General features: G+C 65.1%; 16 protein-coding genes and 2 pseudogenes. 11 read left to right on the top strand and 7 right to left on the bottom strand.

The window, feature by feature from the left end; translation table 11 throughout:
* The first annotated feature begins 162 nt into the window (after positions 1-162).
* Entirely contained in the window at positions 163-819 is a 657-nt protein-coding gene (msrA, locus tag RAD10_RS03430) for a peptide-methionine (S)-S-oxide reductase MsrA (protein ID WP_461616334.1), read from the top strand.
* A 289-nt stretch (positions 820-1108) separates the two neighbouring features.
* Positions 1109-1855, top strand: coding sequence for a polysaccharide biosynthesis/export family protein (locus tag RAD10_RS03425; RefSeq protein ID WP_461616333.1), 747 nt, complete (start codon positions 1109-1111; stop codon positions 1853-1855).
* A 1-nt stretch (position 1856) separates the two neighbouring features.
* Here RAD10_RS03425 and RAD10_RS03420 read toward each other — a convergent pair whose 3' ends face one another.
* The 4 genes and pseudogenes from RAD10_RS03420 to RAD10_RS03405 all read right to left on the bottom strand — a co-directional run bounded on the left by RAD10_RS03420 (position 1857) and on the right by RAD10_RS03405 (position 4425).
* On the bottom strand, positions 1857-2339 hold the full coding sequence (locus tag RAD10_RS03420; protein ID WP_461616332.1) for a hypothetical protein: 483 nt from the start codon (positions 2337-2339) through the stop codon (positions 1857-1859).
* Positions 2340-2462: 123 nt separating this feature from the next.
* On the bottom strand, positions 2463-3134 hold the full coding sequence (locus tag RAD10_RS03415) for a dienelactone hydrolase family protein (RefSeq protein WP_461616331.1): 672 nt from the start codon (positions 3132-3134) through the stop codon (positions 2463-2465).
* 166 nt (positions 3135-3300) lie between these two features.
* Entirely contained in the window at positions 3301-3639 is a 339-nt protein-coding gene (locus RAD10_RS03410; RefSeq protein ID WP_461616330.1) for a hypothetical protein, read from the bottom strand.
* A 23-nt stretch (positions 3640-3662) separates the two neighbouring features.
* Positions 3663-4425: pseudogene (locus RAD10_RS03405) on the bottom strand (alpha/beta fold hydrolase).
* 363 nt (positions 4426-4788) lie between these two features.
* Between RAD10_RS03405 and RAD10_RS03400 the strand changes: the two are divergent.
* The 3 genes from RAD10_RS03400 (at position 4789) to RAD10_RS03390 (ending at position 9143) form a co-directional block, all read left to right on the top strand.
* Positions 4789-5280: a (2Fe-2S)-binding protein gene (locus tag RAD10_RS03400; RefSeq protein ID WP_028139556.1), complete on the top strand. Its 492-nt coding sequence runs from the start codon at positions 4789-4791 to the stop codon at positions 5278-5280.
* On the top strand, positions 5277-7571 hold the full coding sequence (locus RAD10_RS03395; protein ID WP_461616329.1) for a xanthine dehydrogenase family protein molybdopterin-binding subunit: 2295 nt from the start codon (positions 5277-5279) through the stop codon (positions 7569-7571). Before RAD10_RS03400 ends, RAD10_RS03395 begins: the two co-directional genes overlap by 4 nt.
* Before the next feature lie 477 nt (positions 7572-8048).
* Positions 8049-9143: an HD-GYP domain-containing protein gene (locus RAD10_RS03390; protein WP_461616328.1), complete on the top strand. Its 1095-nt coding sequence runs from the start codon at positions 8049-8051 to the stop codon at positions 9141-9143.
* Between the two features lie 121 nt (positions 9144-9264).
* On the opposite strand, the gene RAD10_RS03385 is transcribed toward RAD10_RS03390, so the two are convergent.
* Together RAD10_RS03385 and RAD10_RS03380 are read right to left on the bottom strand one after the other, a co-directional pair.
* A complete protein-coding gene (locus tag RAD10_RS03385) occupies positions 9265-10845 on the bottom strand; it encodes an AMP-binding protein (RefSeq protein WP_461616327.1) in 1581 nt (526 codons plus the stop codon).
* Positions 10846-11092: 247 nt separating this feature from the next.
* Positions 11093-11502, bottom strand: a pseudogene (locus RAD10_RS03380) (VOC family protein).
* Between RAD10_RS03380 and RAD10_RS03375 the strand changes: the two are divergent.
* From RAD10_RS03375 to RAD10_RS03365, 3 genes are all read left to right on the top strand, one after another.
* A complete protein-coding gene (locus RAD10_RS03375; RefSeq protein ID WP_461616588.1) occupies positions 11473-11631 on the top strand; it encodes a hypothetical protein in 159 nt (52 codons plus the stop codon). The pseudogene RAD10_RS03380 and the gene RAD10_RS03375 sit on opposite strands and share 30 nt — an antisense overlap.
* Entirely contained in the window at positions 11628-12602 is a 975-nt protein-coding gene (locus tag RAD10_RS03370; RefSeq protein ID WP_091962081.1) for a Bug family tripartite tricarboxylate transporter substrate binding protein, read from the top strand. Before RAD10_RS03375 ends, RAD10_RS03370 begins: the two co-directional genes overlap by 4 nt.
* A gap of 149 nt (positions 12603-12751) precedes the next feature.
* Complete coding sequence (locus RAD10_RS03365) at positions 12752-13030, top strand: DUF3551 domain-containing protein (RefSeq protein WP_461616326.1); 279 nt, start codon at positions 12752-12754, stop codon at positions 13028-13030.
* Between the two features lie 12 nt (positions 13031-13042).
* Here the strand turns inward: RAD10_RS03365 and RAD10_RS03360 are convergent, their stop codons facing one another.
* Positions 13043-14290, bottom strand: coding sequence for a S1C family serine protease (locus RAD10_RS03360; RefSeq protein WP_461616325.1), 1248 nt, complete (start codon positions 14288-14290; stop codon positions 13043-13045).
* Between the two features lie 195 nt (positions 14291-14485).
* Between RAD10_RS03360 and RAD10_RS03355 the strand changes: the two genes are divergently transcribed.
* From RAD10_RS03355 to RAD10_RS03345, 3 genes are read left to right on the top strand one after another with little or no spacing between them, the layout of a single operon-like run.
* Positions 14486-15103, top strand: a complete 618-nt coding sequence (locus tag RAD10_RS03355; protein WP_461616324.1) for a hypothetical protein — start codon at positions 14486-14488, stop codon at positions 15101-15103.
* Positions 15090-15464 (top strand): transcriptional regulator, encoded by a 375-nt coding sequence (locus tag RAD10_RS03350; RefSeq protein WP_461616579.1) that lies wholly within the window; start codon positions 15090-15092, stop codon positions 15462-15464. Before RAD10_RS03355 ends, RAD10_RS03350 begins: the two co-directional genes overlap by 14 nt.
* A 31-nt stretch (positions 15465-15495) precedes the next feature.
* Positions 15496-16236, top strand: a complete 741-nt coding sequence (locus RAD10_RS03345; protein ID WP_461616323.1) for a di-trans,poly-cis-decaprenylcistransferase — start codon at positions 15496-15498, stop codon at positions 16234-16236.
* Positions 16237-16245: the final 9 nt, after the last annotated feature.

Below are 16245 nucleotides of genomic sequence, written 5' to 3'. Positions count from 1 at the left end.
GCCGGGATTGATCTTCAATTCCCGCGATTGAGCGCTCGCGAGGCGTGCGGCGTAACAAGGCTGCCCTCGCCAGCGTAGATCCCTATATTCCCACCTGACCGCGAGCACGCCGCCTGAGCATCTGGTTCAGGCGACGGACGGCTCGTCTGCGGAGATCCAATCATGCTGTTCATGCGCAAGACCACCGCGTTGCCGAGCGCAGCCGAGGCGCTGCCCGGCCGTGCGCAAGCCATTCCGACCGCGACCTTCCATTTCGTCAACGGCAGCAAGCTCAAGCCGCCTTATCCCGCCGGCCTCGAGCAGGCCGTGTTCGGGCTCGGCTGCTTCTGGGGCGCCGAGCGCAAGTTCTGGCAGCTCGGCGATGGCATCTACACCACCGCCGTCGGCTATGCCGGCGGCCACACGCCGAACCCGACCTATGAAGAGACCTGCTCGGGACGAACCGGTCACACCGAAGTGGTGCTGGTCGTGTTCGATCCGAAGAAGGTGTCTTACGAGACGCTGCTGAAGACGTTCTGGGAGAGCCACAACCCGACGCAGGGCATGCGTCAGGGCAACGATGTCGGCACGCAATATCGTAGCGCGATCTATACCTATTCCGATGCGCAGAAGAAGGCGGCCGACGAGTCGAAGGCACTCTATCAGAAGGCGCTCGCCGCCAGGGGTCTCGGTGCCATCACCACCGAGATCGCGCCATCAGGCGAATTCTATTTCGCCGAGGACTACCATCAGCAATATCTGGCGAAGAATCCCGCCGGCTATTGCGGCTTAGGGGGCACCGGCGTGTTCTGCCCGATCGGCGTCGGCGTGAGCGCGTAAGCGAGACGACGCATCTTGCTTACCCTCCCCTGGAGGGGTCCGGGACGAGCGTAGCTCGCCCGTAGGTCGGCTCACATTGAGCGCAGCGAAATGTGAGCCGGGGTGGGGTGACGGTCTCTCCACATCCAACAGCGCCCGAGTGGAGAGATCACCCCACCCCGCTCGAGCTTCGCGCGATCGACCCTCCCCCTCCGGGGGAGGGTGCGACGGTCACAGCCGCCCCGCTCAACCCTTTATTAACCATAACCGGTGCATCACTTAAGCCGTCTCGTTTCGAGGGATTGGTCCGGTGCCGGTTGCACGCGCGTTTCGATGGTCGATCTTGGCAGCGTCCCTGGCAGCGTCCGCCGCGCTGACCCTTGGCGGCTGCATGCAGACCGCCGGCCCCGTCGCGGTGATGCAGCCGCGCGCCGATCTCGATTCCATGGCCTATGGCCAGCCCTACAGTGCGCCGCAACCGGTTGTCGTCGCTGACGGCGGCGGCGCCATCGGCGCGCTGCGTAATTCCTTTGCCTCTTCGCCCGCACCCATGCCGGTCGGCTACGCCGCGCCGATGGCGGCGCCGGTGCGCTATGACGCTTCCTACCATCTCGACGCCGGCGACAAGCTCCGCGTCGTGGTCTACGGCCAGGAAGGTCTCACCAACAGCTACGCCATCGACGCCGGCGGATCCATCACCATGCCGCTGATCGGTGCAGTGCCGGCCCGCGGCCGCACCACGGCGGGCCTTGCCGGCGAGATCGCCGCGCGCCTGCGCAACGGTTACATCCGCGAGCCCTCGGTCGCGGTCGAGATCGAGGCCTATCGCCCGTTCTTCATCCTCGGCGAAGTCACGGCGCCCGGCCAATATCCCTACGTGCCGAACATGACGGTCGAGAGTGCGGTCGCGATCGCCGGCGGCTTCTCGCCCCGCGCCAAACGCGACGTGGTCACCATCACGCACACCGAGAACGGCGGCTCCATGCGCGCCGTGGTGCCGCTCGGCACCCCCTTGAACCCCGGCGACACCGTGTTCGTCGGCGAGCGCTGGTTCTAGCTCACCGTCTGAAATCCAGCCGCCCGTCCGGAAAACATCCGTCGATCCTGTTAGCGTCGACCACGCGTCCGACCCATGGCCGTGTGATCGCCGGCGTGGTCAGGTTGACGTATTTTCCGACCAGCCGATCCGCGCCCTCGTGCGCGGCCTCGATCAGCCCGTGCCGGCGGCCATTGTCCCAGTCGAAGCGCAGATAGATCCGGCTGCCCGTGATGCGCACTTCCGCGCGCCCTTGTTTCCACGTCTCCGCCGTGTCGCCGGCGATGGTCGGATCGGCGCCGCCATTCCAGCGGCTCGCCCAGATGCCTTCGAGCGGATCGGATGGCGCCGCGATCGCTGCCCACGCCGGCGCATTGCCGTCCGCGGCATCACCAGGCAGCGTGGCCGTCGCGGCATAATCCATCACCTCGGAATCATCGGGTGAGGGGACATCCATGGTTCCGAACGGATTGCGGATGACGAGGTGCGTGATGGCTTGCGGCATGGCGATCTCCCGGCGTGAGTTGGCTCGATTGGCCAGCTCTATCGCCGGGCGGCAGGATGCAGCCACCCGATTCCTGCGAGGGGACGCAGCGTAGTTGTCTCTCCTTGTGGAGAGAGTTCATCCCTATTTCAAATGCTTCGCGAAAAAGTCCATGCTGCGCGGCCAGGCGATGTCGGCGCTGGCCTTGTCGTAGCTCGCGCGCTCGTCGCAATGGAAGCCGTGCTGCGCGGCCGGATAGACGAACACCTCCACGTCCGGCCGCTTCGACTTGATGGTCTCGACGTCGGTCAGCGGGATGCCTGCATCCTTCTCGCCGAAATGCAGTTGCGTCGGCACCTTCGGCGTCTCGTCGGCGAAGCGCACGACCGCGCCGCCGTAATAGCCGATCGCAGCCTTAAGTCCCGACAGCCGCGTCGCCGCGACAAAGGCGATGCTGCCGCCCAAGCAAAAGCCGATGATGCCCACCGGGCCCACGCTCTTCACCGCGTCGATCGCGGCCTGGGTGTCGCGCAGCATCGCGGCCCAATCGGGGTTGGCGACGAACTTGCGGGCTTCGGCGATCTCATCGGGCGAATAGCCCGACTGGAAGCCCGGCGCGGTGCGGTCGAAGATCGATGGTGCGATCGCTACATAGCCTTCCCCGGCGAGGCGGTCGCAGACCGAGCGGATGTGGTGATTGACGCCAAAGATCTCCTGGATCACCACGACCGCGCCCTTCGGCGTACCACCGGGATCGGCGCGATAGGCGCCAAACTGGAAATTGTCGGAGGCCGTCAGCTTGATGTCTTGTCCCACGCGGGTTGTCCTTCTTGGTTGTCACGGAATTCACTCTCTTCCCTCATCCTGAGGAGCGCGCTCTTCGCGCGCGTCTCGAAGGATGCAGGGCCGGGATGCAGCGGCAGGGGGCCTTTCATCCTTCGAGACGCTTGCTGCGCAAGCCCCTCAGGATGAGGGGCAGCACCTATTCCCACATCCAGTTCTCGCCGTAATCCTCCTTCCATCCTGCCAGCCGTCCATGACGGAATTGCAGGAACAGGCGGTGGCGATAGGGGATCAAGCCGCTGCCGCCGATGTTGCGAAGCGCGAGATAGATCTCGTTGCCGGGACGCCCGCGCACATATTGCAGCGGCTGCCCGAGAGCGCGGGCGGTCTGCTCGGCATCCATGCCGAAGGCGAGCGGCGTATTGTTCGACAAGGTCGTGACGAAGGGCTGGCGCGGCGGCACTGTGCCGAACGGGTCGGCCTGCGCTGCCGACAACAGCGCCGCCATTGCGCCCGCCGCGAAGATCGCTCGCATCATGGTCGACGTCCCCATTGTCCGGCCTATGCCGGCAAGTTCTTCAGGAAAGGCACGACCGCGTCAACAAAAGCCTTGGGCTGATCGATGTTGACGGCGTGGCCGGCCGCGGGGATCACGGCCTTTTGTGCGCCGGGGATTTTTGCCGCCATGTAATCGGACGCGGCCAGGAACGGCGTGTCGTCGGCGCCCACCACGATCAGCGAGGGCACCTTGATGTCGGGCAGCAGCTCGATCACGCGCGCATCCCGCTGGGTCAGCATGCCGCGCGCGGCGAGCGCCAATCCCCTGGCGTTGCGATGGCTCGCGCTGGCGCGCTCGCGCGTCGCCGACTTCAGCATGTCGAGACCTTCGCGATCGAGCTTGTCGGCGGTGCCGAGCGCCCGCGCATTCCAGGCCTCGCGCGCGTCGTCCTTCTTGAAGCCGGGCCCGGTGTCGATGATCAGCAGCGCACGGGCGGCTTCCGGATAGGTGCGATAGAACGCGAGCGACATGTAGCCGCCGAGCGAGAGACCACCGATGATCGCGCGCTCAGCGCCGACAGCGTTGAGGATCGCCGCCATGTCGCCGACCGTCAGTGCTTCGCTAGGCGCTGGGATCATCGGGATAATCGGACTGGCCGTGGCCGCGCATGTCCCACAGGATCAGCGTGTGATCCTTCGCGAGCGCATCGACCTGCCCTTGCCACATCGCCGACGTCGAGGAATAACCGTGGGTGAGCAGCAGCGGCGGACCGTTGCCATGGACCTCGTAGTAGATATTGACGCCGTCCCGATCGATCCTTGGCATTGCTTCCGCCCCTTTCTTTTTGTTCTAGCCGCAATCTCAGTGTTTCACCCTCCCCCTCCAGGGGAGGGTAAGGTTCGCGGTTGGCTGCATTCTACTTCGCCAAGTTACCTGGAAGAAACTGCCTGAACGCGATGGCACGCATGTCTGGCGCACGCGCTGTTGTGTCCAGTGGCTGCGTCGGCGCCGTTGGCGCGGCGCACAACGCGCAAGTGCGAGGGGTTTTTTCGACTCGTTCCAAATTGCATTTGCCACGGCACGCGAACCCGATCATTCTCGCCGCCAAGGCTGACGCCAGCCCGGTGGGCGTCCGCTATTCAAGTTGCCGCCGTAAGCGGCTTCATGCACCGGCAGGGGAAGACGCCTATGCCAACACTCACCATCAACGGGCGGAGTATGTCCGTGGATGCGGCGAACGACACGCCGCTCCTCTGGGCGATCCGCGAGCAATTGCAGATGACCGGCACCAAGTTCGGCTGCGGTGCCGGGCTGTGCGGGGCCTGCACCGTGCACGTCAACGGCGAAGCCGTGCGCTCGTGCCAGACGATGGTCGGCGATGTCGCCGGCAAGAAGATCACCACCATCGAAGGCCTCTCCGCCAAGGGCGATCATCCCCTGCAGAAGGCGTGGGTCGCCGAGCAGGTGCCGCAATGCGGCTACTGCCAGTCCGGGCAGATCATGCAGGCAGCCTCGCTGCTGTCGAAGAATCCCAATCCGACCAAGGAAGAGGTCGTGGCGCATATGGACGGAAACCTCTGCCGTTGCATGACCTATTCGCGGATCCAGAAGGCGATCATGCGCGCCGCATCCGAGATGCGCACCGCGTCCGCCTCCGGCAACGAACGGAGGCCCACATGAACGAGCACGTCAAGAACATCAGCCCCGCGACGACCGATCTCAGCCGCCGCTCCTTCCTCGTCGGCACCGCCGCAAGCGGCCTCGTGCTCGGCTATGCCGGCGTGCCCGGCATCGATTCCGCCTCGGCCGCGGCTCCCGCCAATTTCGAGCCGAGCGTCTGGTATGCGATCTCGCCGGATGGTCTCGTCACCGTGACCTGCGGCAAGGCCGACATGGGCCAGCACATTGCCTCCACCATGGCGCAGATCGTCTGCGAAGAATTGGGTGCGAAATGGAGCGACATGCGCGTCGCGCTCGCCTCCAACGATCCGAAGTTCAACGATCCCGTGCTAGGCGCACAGATCACCGGCGGCAGCTGGTCGACCATGATGAACTTCGAGGCGATGAGCCGGGCGGGCGCCGCGGGTCGCATTGCGTTGACGGAGGCCGCCGCCGCGGCCATGGGCCTGCCGCCCTACTTCAAGGACCAGCTCGTCGTGCGCGACTCCATCGTCTCGCATCCGAAGTCGAAGAAGCAGATGTCGTTTGCCGACATCGTCAAGAGCGGCAAGGCGACCAAGACCTTCACGCCGGACGAGCTGAAGGCGATCAAGCTGAAGACGCCGGACCAATACACCATGATCGGCGTGTCGGTGCCGCAGCTCGACATTCCCTCCAAGACCAATGGCACGGCGAAATACGGCATCGACGTGATGCTGCCGGGCATGGCCTATGGCGCGGTGGTTACCCCGCCGGTGCGGTTCGGGGCCACGGTGAAATCGGTCGACGACAGTGCGGCGAAGAAGGTGCCGGGCTTCATCAAGGCCGTCACCCTCGACGACAAGACCGGCACGACCTCCGGCTGGGTCGTTGCGGTTGCCAGCACCTATGCCAACGCCAAGAAGGCGGCGCAGGCGCTGAAGATCGCCTATGACGGCGGTCCGAACGCGAAACTGTCGAGCCAGTCGCTGCTGGATGAAGCCAAGCGGCTTCAGGGCCTGGAGGATTCCGGCCAGTTCTTCGTCAAGGACGGCGATCCCAACGCGGCCTTCGGCTCGGCGGCCAAGGTGGTGGAGGCCGAGTACACCACCAGCATCAACATCCACGCGCCGCTGGAGCCGATGAACGCCACTGCGGAGTTTAAGGGCGACATCCTGCACATCTATTCCGGCAACCAGTTCGCGACGCGCTCCGGCGCGATCGCTGCGGGTGCGGCCGGGATCGATCCGAAGTTCGTCGTCATGCATCAGCATTGGCTGGGCGGCGGCTTCGGCCGGCGTCTCGATGCCGACATGATGATTCCCGCCGTGCAGGCGGCGAAGGCGGTCGGCAAGCCGGTCAAGGTGATCTACTCGCGCGAGAACGACATGACGATGGATTTCTCGCGTCCGCTCACCTATCAAAAAGTCAAGGCCGGCGTGGACGGCGACGGCAAGCTCACAGCGCTCAGCCACGACGTGGTCTCGGCCTGGCCGACCGCGCGCTGGGGAATCCCCGATTTCCTGACGCCCTCGGTCGACAAGAAGGGTCCGCTCGACAGCTTCACGGTGAACGGGGCCGACTTCTTCTACACCGTGCCCAACCATTATGTGCGCGCGATCAAGAACGAGCTCGCGCACAACGCCACGCCGTCCGGCCAGCTCCGCTCGGTGGCACCGGGCTGGACCTTCTGGGCGGTCGAAAGCATGATCGACGAGATCGCGGCGGCCACGGGCAAGGATCCCGCGCAGTTCCGCATCTCGCTGCTCGACGGCGCCGGCAAGAACGACGGCGGCGCGCAGCGGCTGCGCAACACGCTGCTCGCCGCGATGGGACTGTCGGGCTACGGCACCAGGCCATTGCCGAAAGGCGAGGGCATGGGGGTCGCCTGCGTCTCGTCGCAGGAGCGCGCAACCGCGAGCTGGACGGCGTGCGTCGCCCATGTCGCGGTGGCGCCGTCGGGTGCGGTCACCGTGAAGAAGCTCACGGTCGCAACCGACGTCGGCACGCAGGTGCATCCCGACAACATCCGTGCCCAGGTCGAGGGCGCGGCGCTGTGGGGCCTGTCGCTGGCGATGTACGAGAAGGCGACGCTGAAGGACGGTGGCATCGAGCAGACCAATTTCGATAGCTACACGCCCTTGCGCATGAGCCAGGTGCCGGAGGTTGCCATCGCCGTGATCGCCAATGGCGAGAAGGCCACCGGCGTCGGCGAGCCCGCGGTGACTGTGGTCGCCCCTGCCATCGGCAACGCCATCTTCAACGCCTCAGGCGCCCGCGTGCGGGCACTGCCGATCACGGCGGAGGCCGTGAAGGCGAGCATGAAGGCGTAACGCCGGGCGTGATTGCTGAATGAGACGATCCGCCGGAGGCCAACCTCCGGCGGATTTGTTTTGGTGGTTGCCTCCACAATCTCGGTGTCATGCCCGCGAAGGCGGCATCCAGTACGCCGCGGCTTCTCGGTTCCGGCCGCACCGGCTCGGCGTACTGGGTCGCCCGGTCCCGGCTCCGCCAAGGCTACGCCGAGGCTCACACGAGTGCTCGGCGCGCCGAAGCTTCAGCGAAGGCGGCAAGCCGGGCGACGACAGCGGAGGGAGGGGCGAGAGCGTTCAAAATTCTCCTTATCCATCAATGGCCCGTCTACTGTGCATGGGGTTGTTTTCGCGGTTTTGAGGTTCCTCTCCTGGAACCCGAAATCCCTAAAATTGCACCCAATTCCAGAAGGTTCCATTGAGCACGCCTCTTAAGGGCCGGAGAACCTGATCCGGCTTAGGCTGACGCCAAATCCAATCCCGTGCTTTGGGGAAGTCATGAACGCCTCAGCCAAAACCGCCGCCAAACGCCGGCTTCTGCTCGCCTCCGACCGGAGCGACGAGAGCACCGAGCTCGCCAGCATCCTGAAGGCGGTCGGCGATGTCTCGACGGTGACGACGCAGGGGATTCCCGAGCAACCCTCGCGCGATCTCTCCGGCCTCGTGGTCGACATCAACCTGCGCTCGCCCGAAAGCGTGCAGCGGGTGCGCAACAAGCTGCGCGGCGATGCCTATCGTTCGATGCCGCGGCTGTTCGTGCTCGCCGATGCCCTGCATCACGGCACTATGCAGGCCTGGGCGCTGGGCGCCACCGACACCATCTCGCGGCCGCTCCAGGCGGATGCCATCCTTCAGCGCATCCGCGCTGCCTTCCCGGACACCGCCGCCTATGACGCGACCGACCGCGGCAAGACGCTCAACCGCGGCGTCGAGGCGGCGCACGCGGTGCTGGCGAAGATGTTCGAGAAGCTGCCGCTCGGCGTGCCCCTGACCTTCGACGACGTGATCGCTGCCGAGAGCAAGATCCTGAAGGCGATCAGGCACTCCTCGCTGCGCGAATGGCTCACCACGGTTGGCTGCCACCATGTCGGCAGCTACCGGCACTGCCTGTTCGTCACCGGCTTCGCCGTCTCCTTCGCGCAGCACCTCGGCATGCGCGAGGACGACCAGCGCCGCCTGACCCGCGCCGCGCTGCTGCACGATGTCGGCAAGGCCTTCGTTCCCTCTGCGCTGCTCGACAAGCCCGGCAAGCTCTCCGACGAGGAGATGGCCGAGGTCCGCCAGCATCCGCGCCGCGGCTATGACGCGCTCGCAGCGCAAGGCGGCTTCCCGCCGGAGATGCTCGACGTCGTGCTGCATCACCACGAATTCCTCGACGGCTCAGGCTATCCGAACGGCCTGTCGTCGAACCAGATCAGCGACATCGTGCGTCTCACGACGATCGTCGACATCTACGCCGCGCTGGTCGAGAAACGCGCCTACCGGATGCCCTTCACGCATTCCCGTGCGTTCGGGATGATGGAAGGTATGGGCGGCAAGCTCGATCAACAGCTGCTGCAGGCGTTCAGGCCTGTGGCGTTGGGGTCGTTCTGACGCGACGTTCTCCGCTGCCGTAGGGTGGGCAAAGCGAAGCATGCCCACCACTTCTGAGAACGTGGGCACGGCGCTGACGCGCCTTTGCCCACCCTACGGCAGTGTGCCGTTTGGCGGCATCTCACCCCACCATCTTCCTCAGCTCCGCCTTCGCCACCTTCTCCAGCGTCGAGCGCGGCATGTCGTCGACGAACCTGACCTCGCGCGGCACCTTGAAGTCGGCAAGGCCCTTGCGGCAGGCTTCCATCACGCGCTCGTGCAGATCAGGCGCAGCACCGGCGACGCCGCCTTGCGGGATGATGAAGACCACCGGCACTTCGTCCAGCATCGGATGCGACTTCGCCACCACGGCAGCCTCGCGCACGCCCGGTACCAGCGCGATCACCTGCTCGATCTCGGAGGCCGCGACGTTCTCGCCGCCGACCTTCAGCATATCCTTGGCCCGGTCGCCGAACTTGATGTAGCCGTTTTCCAAACGCTCTACGCGGTCGCCGGTGAGGAAGAAGCCGTGCGTATCAAAGCTCTCGCGCGTCGCTTTCTCGTTGTGCAGATATTCGGCGAACAGCGACAGGCCGGGGATGCCCTTGATCGCGAGATTGCCGGTGCCGCCGACCTCGGTCGGCCGTCCCTCGTCGTCGGTGATGCGGATTTCATATTCAGGCGCCGCGCGGCCGATCGACATCGGTATGTTGGGCTGGTCGACCTCGCCGACGATGCCGTGGGTGATGGTCTCGGTCATGCCCCACCAACCAATCATCTTGATCCCGAACGCAGCAAAGGCCGGCGGCTCGTTGATCGCAGTGCCCCACAGGCGGAATTTGTGCTCCCTCGGGATCTCCTGCTCGAGCAGCGCCTTTATGCAGAACGGAATCGTCGAGGTCCAGGTCGCGCCGTGCTCGCGCGCGATGCCCCAGAACCGGCTGGCCGAGAAGCGCGGCTGGATCACGCAGGTGGCGCCGACCCACAGCGTCGCCAGCATGGAGTAGGCGAGGGCATTGGTGTGAAACAGCGGCAGATAGGTCTGGTGCACGTCGCTGGCGTGCAGGTCCTCGTGCGCGGCGTTGATCTTGGCGCCCCACAGCGCGTTGGCGTGGGTCCACAGCACGGCCTTGGGGCGCGAGGTCGTGCCCGAAGTGTACTGCACGCTGCACGGCGCCAGCGGATCGGCCGGGCGCCTGGGGCGGTCGCCACTGTCGGCCAACAGGGATTCAAAACTGTCGCCGCGCGAGACGCCGTGCGGGGGCGCTGCGCCCGCATCATGCGAGGTCACCGCCATCCAGCTTATGTTGCGGCAGTTCTGCGCGACAATCTCCGCATAGGCCGGCTGTGTGATCGCGGCGACCGCGCCGCAATGATCGGCAAAATACGCGATCTCGACCGGCGCCGAGCGGGTGTTGGTGGTGACCGCGATGGCGCCTAGCTCGACACAGGCAAACCATGCCAGCAGCGCCTCGATGCAATTGTCGAGATGAATGAGTACATACTCGCCCGGCTTCACGCCGCGCCGTGCCAGCCCTGCCGCGAGCGCGCCGACCCGCTCGTGAAATTCGCCATAGGTCCAGCGCCGCGCCGGCGCATCGAACGGCGCCCAGATCAGGAACGGATGATCACGCCGCACCTCGGCGCGCATCCTCAAGAGCCAGGGTACGTCGAGCCCGTCGAATGGGCCGACGATCCCGGCTGCGGTGTGGTGAAGTGACATGGCTCCTCCCCGTGCAGCCTGCATCTTGATGGAGGCTGCCTTTTGTTTATTGCGTCTTCCTGCCATCGCACGGCGCGGCGAGCAAATCAGGGGAGGGGCATGAGTGCATCATGTCTTGTGAGGCGCGCGCACTCTCTCCTCCGTCATGGCCGGGCTTGACCCGGCCATCCACGTCTTGCCGCTCGAAGAACGTGGATGCCCGGGACAAGCCCGGGCATGACGATGGAGTGTGTAGCGCCCGCCTACCTCAATCCTCGTACGACGAAATCTCGATCAGGCTGCCGTCCGGATCCCGGCAATAGACAGAGCGCAGCGTGCCGCGCGCGCCCTGCTTGGGAACCGGACCTTCCTCGATCGCGACGCCGTGTGCCTGCAAATGCGCCACCACCTCATTGGGCGTGGCGGAGGTGAGGAAGCAGAGATCCTCGCTGCCGGCGGTCTGGTGGTCCGCGGTGAACCACTCCACCTTGTCGGCATCGCGCGGCCGGACGTTGATCTTGTGGTTACCAAAGTGAAGCGAAGTCCGCGGCGCTTTGCCGCCGCCTGGGTCGAACACCTTGACTTCCATGCCGAGAATCCTGCCGTACCACTCCGCGGTAGCCGCGACGTCGGCGCGTTGATGACGAGATGATCGAGGGCTTCGACCTTGACCGCCATGCCTTATCCTTTCGTCGCGATGCGCCCCGCGCACTTTGCGCCTGCGGCAAGCTTTGTTACAACCCCACCGACGCCGGCATCAAGCTATCTGGCTTCAAGAACAACACGTTGGGAGAACCCTTGAGATGATCACTCGCCGTACCGCGCTGGGCCTGCTCGCCGCCAGTCCGCTTGCAGCCACCCCGCTGTCGAAGGCCTTTGCCGCCGATTATCCGGCCCGCCCGGTGAAATGGGTGGTCGGCTATCCGCCGGGCGGGGCCACCGACATCCTGGCGCGGCTGATCGGCCAGCGCCTGTCGGAAAAGCTCGGCCAGCAATTCGTGATCGAGAACAAGCCGGGTGCCGGCAACAATATCGCCACCGAATCGGTCGTCAATGCCGAGCCCGACGGCTACACGCTGCAGCTGGTCAATCCGGCCAACTACATCAACGCCTCGCTCTACACCAATCTGAAGTTCAACTTCGTGCGCGACATCGCGCCGGTCGCCTCGTTCCAGCGCGTGCCGAACGTGATGACCGTCAACAAGGACGTGCCGGCCAAGAACGTCGCCGAGTTCATCGAATACGTGAAGGCCAATCCCGGCAAGGTCAACATGGCCTCGTCCGGCAACGGCACCTCGGTGCATCTGTCCGGCGAGATGTTCATGGCCATGACCGGCTGCAAGATGCAGCACGTGCCCTATCGCGGCGCTGCGCCCGCGATCACCGACATGCTCGCCGGCCAGGTGCAGGTGATCTTCGACAACATGCCTTCGATCATCCAGCACATCCGCTCCGGCTCGCTTCGCGCCATCGGCGTCACCACCACGGAACGCTCGGCGCAGCTACCTGACGTGCAGCCGATCGCCGACACCGTCAAGGGCTATGAGGCCAGCGCACTGTTCGGCATGGGCGCGCCGAAGAACACGCCGAAGGAAATCATCGCCAAGCTCAACGCCGAGGTCAACGCGGTGATCAAGGAGCCCGACATGGCCAAGCGTCTGGTCGAGCTCGGCGGCGAGCCGCGGGCGCAGACGCCCGAGGCGTTCGGCGAGGAGATCAAGGCCGAGACCGAGAAGTGGAAGAAGGTCGTCGAGTTCGCCGGCCTGAAGGTCGAGTAGCGGTCTTGTGATCGTGAGGATAGGAGCCCTGCCGTCTGGCAGGGCTTTTTTCTTGCGTGTCTTGTTTCGTTGATCTGGAATAAAATGGCGCTGCGAAACCTGATGATAGATGGCGCCGTATCTCGGGCCAGCTAGAGAGGAGTTGGATCATGCGCAAGATGCATTTGGTGCTGATGACGTTCAGTGCGGCGGTCCTGGCCGGCTTCGCCACCATCACGCCCGCGGCCGCGCGCGACTATCCATGGTGCGCCCAGGGCGGCGACTATGATTATCCCGGCGAATGCAGCTACAACACCTATGAACAATGCCAGGCCAGCGTGTCCGGCCGGCTACTGTACTGCGATCGCAATCCGCGCTTCGCCTACGGCCAGGGGCTGCCGGCGCAACCGCGGCCGCCGCGGCGTGTGCGGCCCGTCGCTCCATATTGAGAGCAGACCGGTTTACCGCTTCGCGTCCGCCTGTTCCGTGCCGGTACACGAGATCAGCATCGTGTAGGCGCGGGCGTTGGCGGCGATGTCGGCAGTCTTCAGTTCGCCCTTGGGCTCTGCGGTCTGGTATGGCACCACGGAGTTGTCGAGGAAGTCGCGCAGCGCGCCGGTCTTGATGGCGAAGTTGATATTCTCCGTCAGCTGCCCGGTCTCCTTGATCATCCTGAGCGCGTTGAGCTTGGCAACGACGATGCCTGCGACCTGGCCGGACAGGTCGAACAAGGGGCCCCCACTGTTGCCCGCTTGAACAGCCGCGCTGATCTGCAAACGTCCGGTGTGATTGCGGAAGCCGCTGAGGGAGCTGACGATTCCCGTCGTCACGGTCAGGTCGGAGGAGAGATAGCCGTGTAGCGGGAAGCCGATGGCCACCACTGAATCGCCGGAGTGCATCGAGCGGTCCCGAATCTTCGCAAAATCCTTGAACACTGCTGTCGCCGGCGCCTGCAGCAGCGCGAGATCGTTTGTCGCGTCGCTGGAGACAACGCGCAGAACCATCGCGGCCTCACCGGCGAGATTGCCCTTGATATCTCCGGTGCAGCTATCGATCACGTGGCTGTTGGTGACGACATGTCCGTTGGGACTGACCACAAAGCCGGTGCCGGTAAAGGTTCCGGTTCGTCCCGGCTTGGCGGGAGGCGCACCTTGCTTGTCGCCGGCCACTGCGGGCTTCGCCGCACCCTTGGTGAAGTCGCCGGCCTTGTCGAGCCCGTCGGCTTTCACCTTGCTCACGCAATTGGCCAATGCCGCGATCACCGGCCCGGTCGATGTCAGATCGAAATTCAGCACGGTGCGGCCGCTGGTTGCGACCATCAGGCTTGCCTTCTGAAACGTACGCACCACGTTGGCGGGCATGACCGCCGTGAGCATGTTCGGCTGATTGGCCGTGGCGAACAGCCTCGCCTGCTCCTGTCCGTCGAAGATGACGTCGATCGCGGCGTTCTCACCTTGCTTGAAGCGGTAGCTCGGACTCGCAAAGGCGAGCGACCAGGTGCCGACAGCGTTGTAGCCGACCACCAGGATAACGCCGTTGAGGTAAGGCGTCGTCGCGGCGCAATGGGAGAAGGCGCCGGTCTGGTCGTTGCTGAAGGCGCCGCCGATCCAGTTGCCGACATTGACGCTGCCGAACGGGCCCGCCGCATTCGCGGCTCCGGCGACACCTATTTGCAATAAAGATGCGAGAATTAATGACTTAAGCCACATACCAGCCCCCGGGACGCTTTTGGACCGCATCTTATCTACGGGAGTAGGGGGTCCGCAACCAGCAGTTGTCTGGGCCGGCGGTATCCTCTCGCGGCGACTTTCGGGCTTGCATTTGCTTTGCGATGCCATATACTTTGCATTACAAAGTAACGGGACGAGCAATCCCGGAAGCACGGGCGGAGCGAGGTTCTGGCGTTGCGCGATCTCGACAAGGCACTGGCCGACATCGTGGCGATTCGCAGCCAGATTGCGGCTGGTACGGCGTTCCGCGGCTATGGCCCCGCGACGATGGCCGCGACCGGCGCTGTCGCGCTGCTCACCGCGATCCTGCAATTCTGGCTGTTGGGCGATCCCACCGGCGAGCCGCTCGGCTTTTTCCTCGGCTGGTTCATGGCCGCCGCGCTGTCTGGCCTGATCATCGGGATCGAAATGCGTGCGCGTTCGCACCGCCATCATTCGGGTCTGGCCGACGCCATGATCCACCAGGCGGTCGCGCAGTTCCTGCCCGCAGGCGTTGCCGGAGTGCTGCTCGCGGTGGTGATGTGGAAGTTCGCGGGCGAGACGCTTTGGCTGCTCCCGGGCCTATGGCAGATCCTGGTGTCGCTCGGCATTTTCGCTTCCGTCCGCTCGCTGCCGCGCACCGTCGCGCTCGCCGGTGCCTGGTATTTCGTGTCCGGCTTCGCCGTGGTCGTGCTCGCGAGCCAGACGCACACGCTGTCGCCGTGGACCATGGGCCTGCCCTTCGTGATCGGGCAGTCGGTGATGGCGGGCATTCTCTATGTCGCATCCGGAGACCATGATGTCGAAGACTGACAGCGCGCCCTTCTCCTATGAAGGGCTCGACCGCGTGATCCACGAGAAGGCGAGGCTCGGGCTTCTGACCTCGTTGATGGCGCATCCCAAGGGGCTGGCATTCGCCGACCTCAAGCAGCTCTGCGGCCTCACCGACGGCAATCTCAGCCGGCACCTCGGCGTGCTGCAGGAAGCAGGCCTCGTCGAGGTGACCAAGGGCTACGAGGGCAACCGCCCGCACACCACCTGCCGCCTCACCAGGACCGGGCGCCGCCGTTTCCTCGACTATCTCGCCGTGCTCGAGCGCCTGGTGCGCGACGCTGCGAAAGCCGCCGGCCGCGAGGCACCGCCGCTCGGCCGCCTCGGTATCGTCTCGACCTGATCCTCCCCCCTTTTTGATCGGAGACTTTGCAATGCAAAGTGACCTTGCGTCCCGCAACGAGAAGCTTCATGTCGGCATCATCATGGACGGCAACGGACGATGGGCGACGCGGCGCGGCCTGTCGCGCGTCCGCGGCCACGAGGCCGGCGTCGAAACCATCCGCCGCATCGTCGAGGCCGCGCCAAAACAGGGCATCGGCACCCTGACGCTCTACGCATTCTCCACCGACAATTGGCGGAGGCCGAAGGCCGAGGTCGCGGCGCTGATGACCTTGCTGCGCTTCTATCTCGCCAACGAGGTGCAGAGCCTGGTCAAGAACGGCGCGCGCCTCACCGTGATCGGCCGCCGCGACCGGTTGCCTGACGGCATCGCCAACGCGATCACGCGCGCCGAAGAGACGACCGCTGAAGGCTCGACGCTGCACCTGCGTATCGCCGTCGACTATTCCGCGCGTGACGCCATCCTCAATGCCGCGGCGAAGGCGGCCGCGCTGACGAGCCTTACCCGCGAAGCCTTCTCGCAGCTCGTCACCGGCGAAGCCGGCCTGCGCGACGTCGATCTCATCATCCGCACCTCGGGCGAGAAACGGCTGTCGGACTTCCTGCTCTGGGAAGGCGCCTATGCCGAGCTGCACTTCACCGAGCGGATGTGGCCCGAATTCGACGCGAGCGATCTCGCCGCCGCCTTGGCCTCCTTCCACGGCCGCGAGCGCCGCTTCGGCGGCCTTCAGGCGATCGTGCCCGAGGAGGTGCCTTCGCTCTCCCGTGTGTGACGCGCGGCA

The sequence above is a fragment of the Bradyrhizobium sp. 23AC genome (assembly GCF_054863025.1).
The sequence above is the reverse complement of the archived record's forward strand: the minus strand, read 5'-3'. Positions and strand labels throughout refer to the sequence as shown.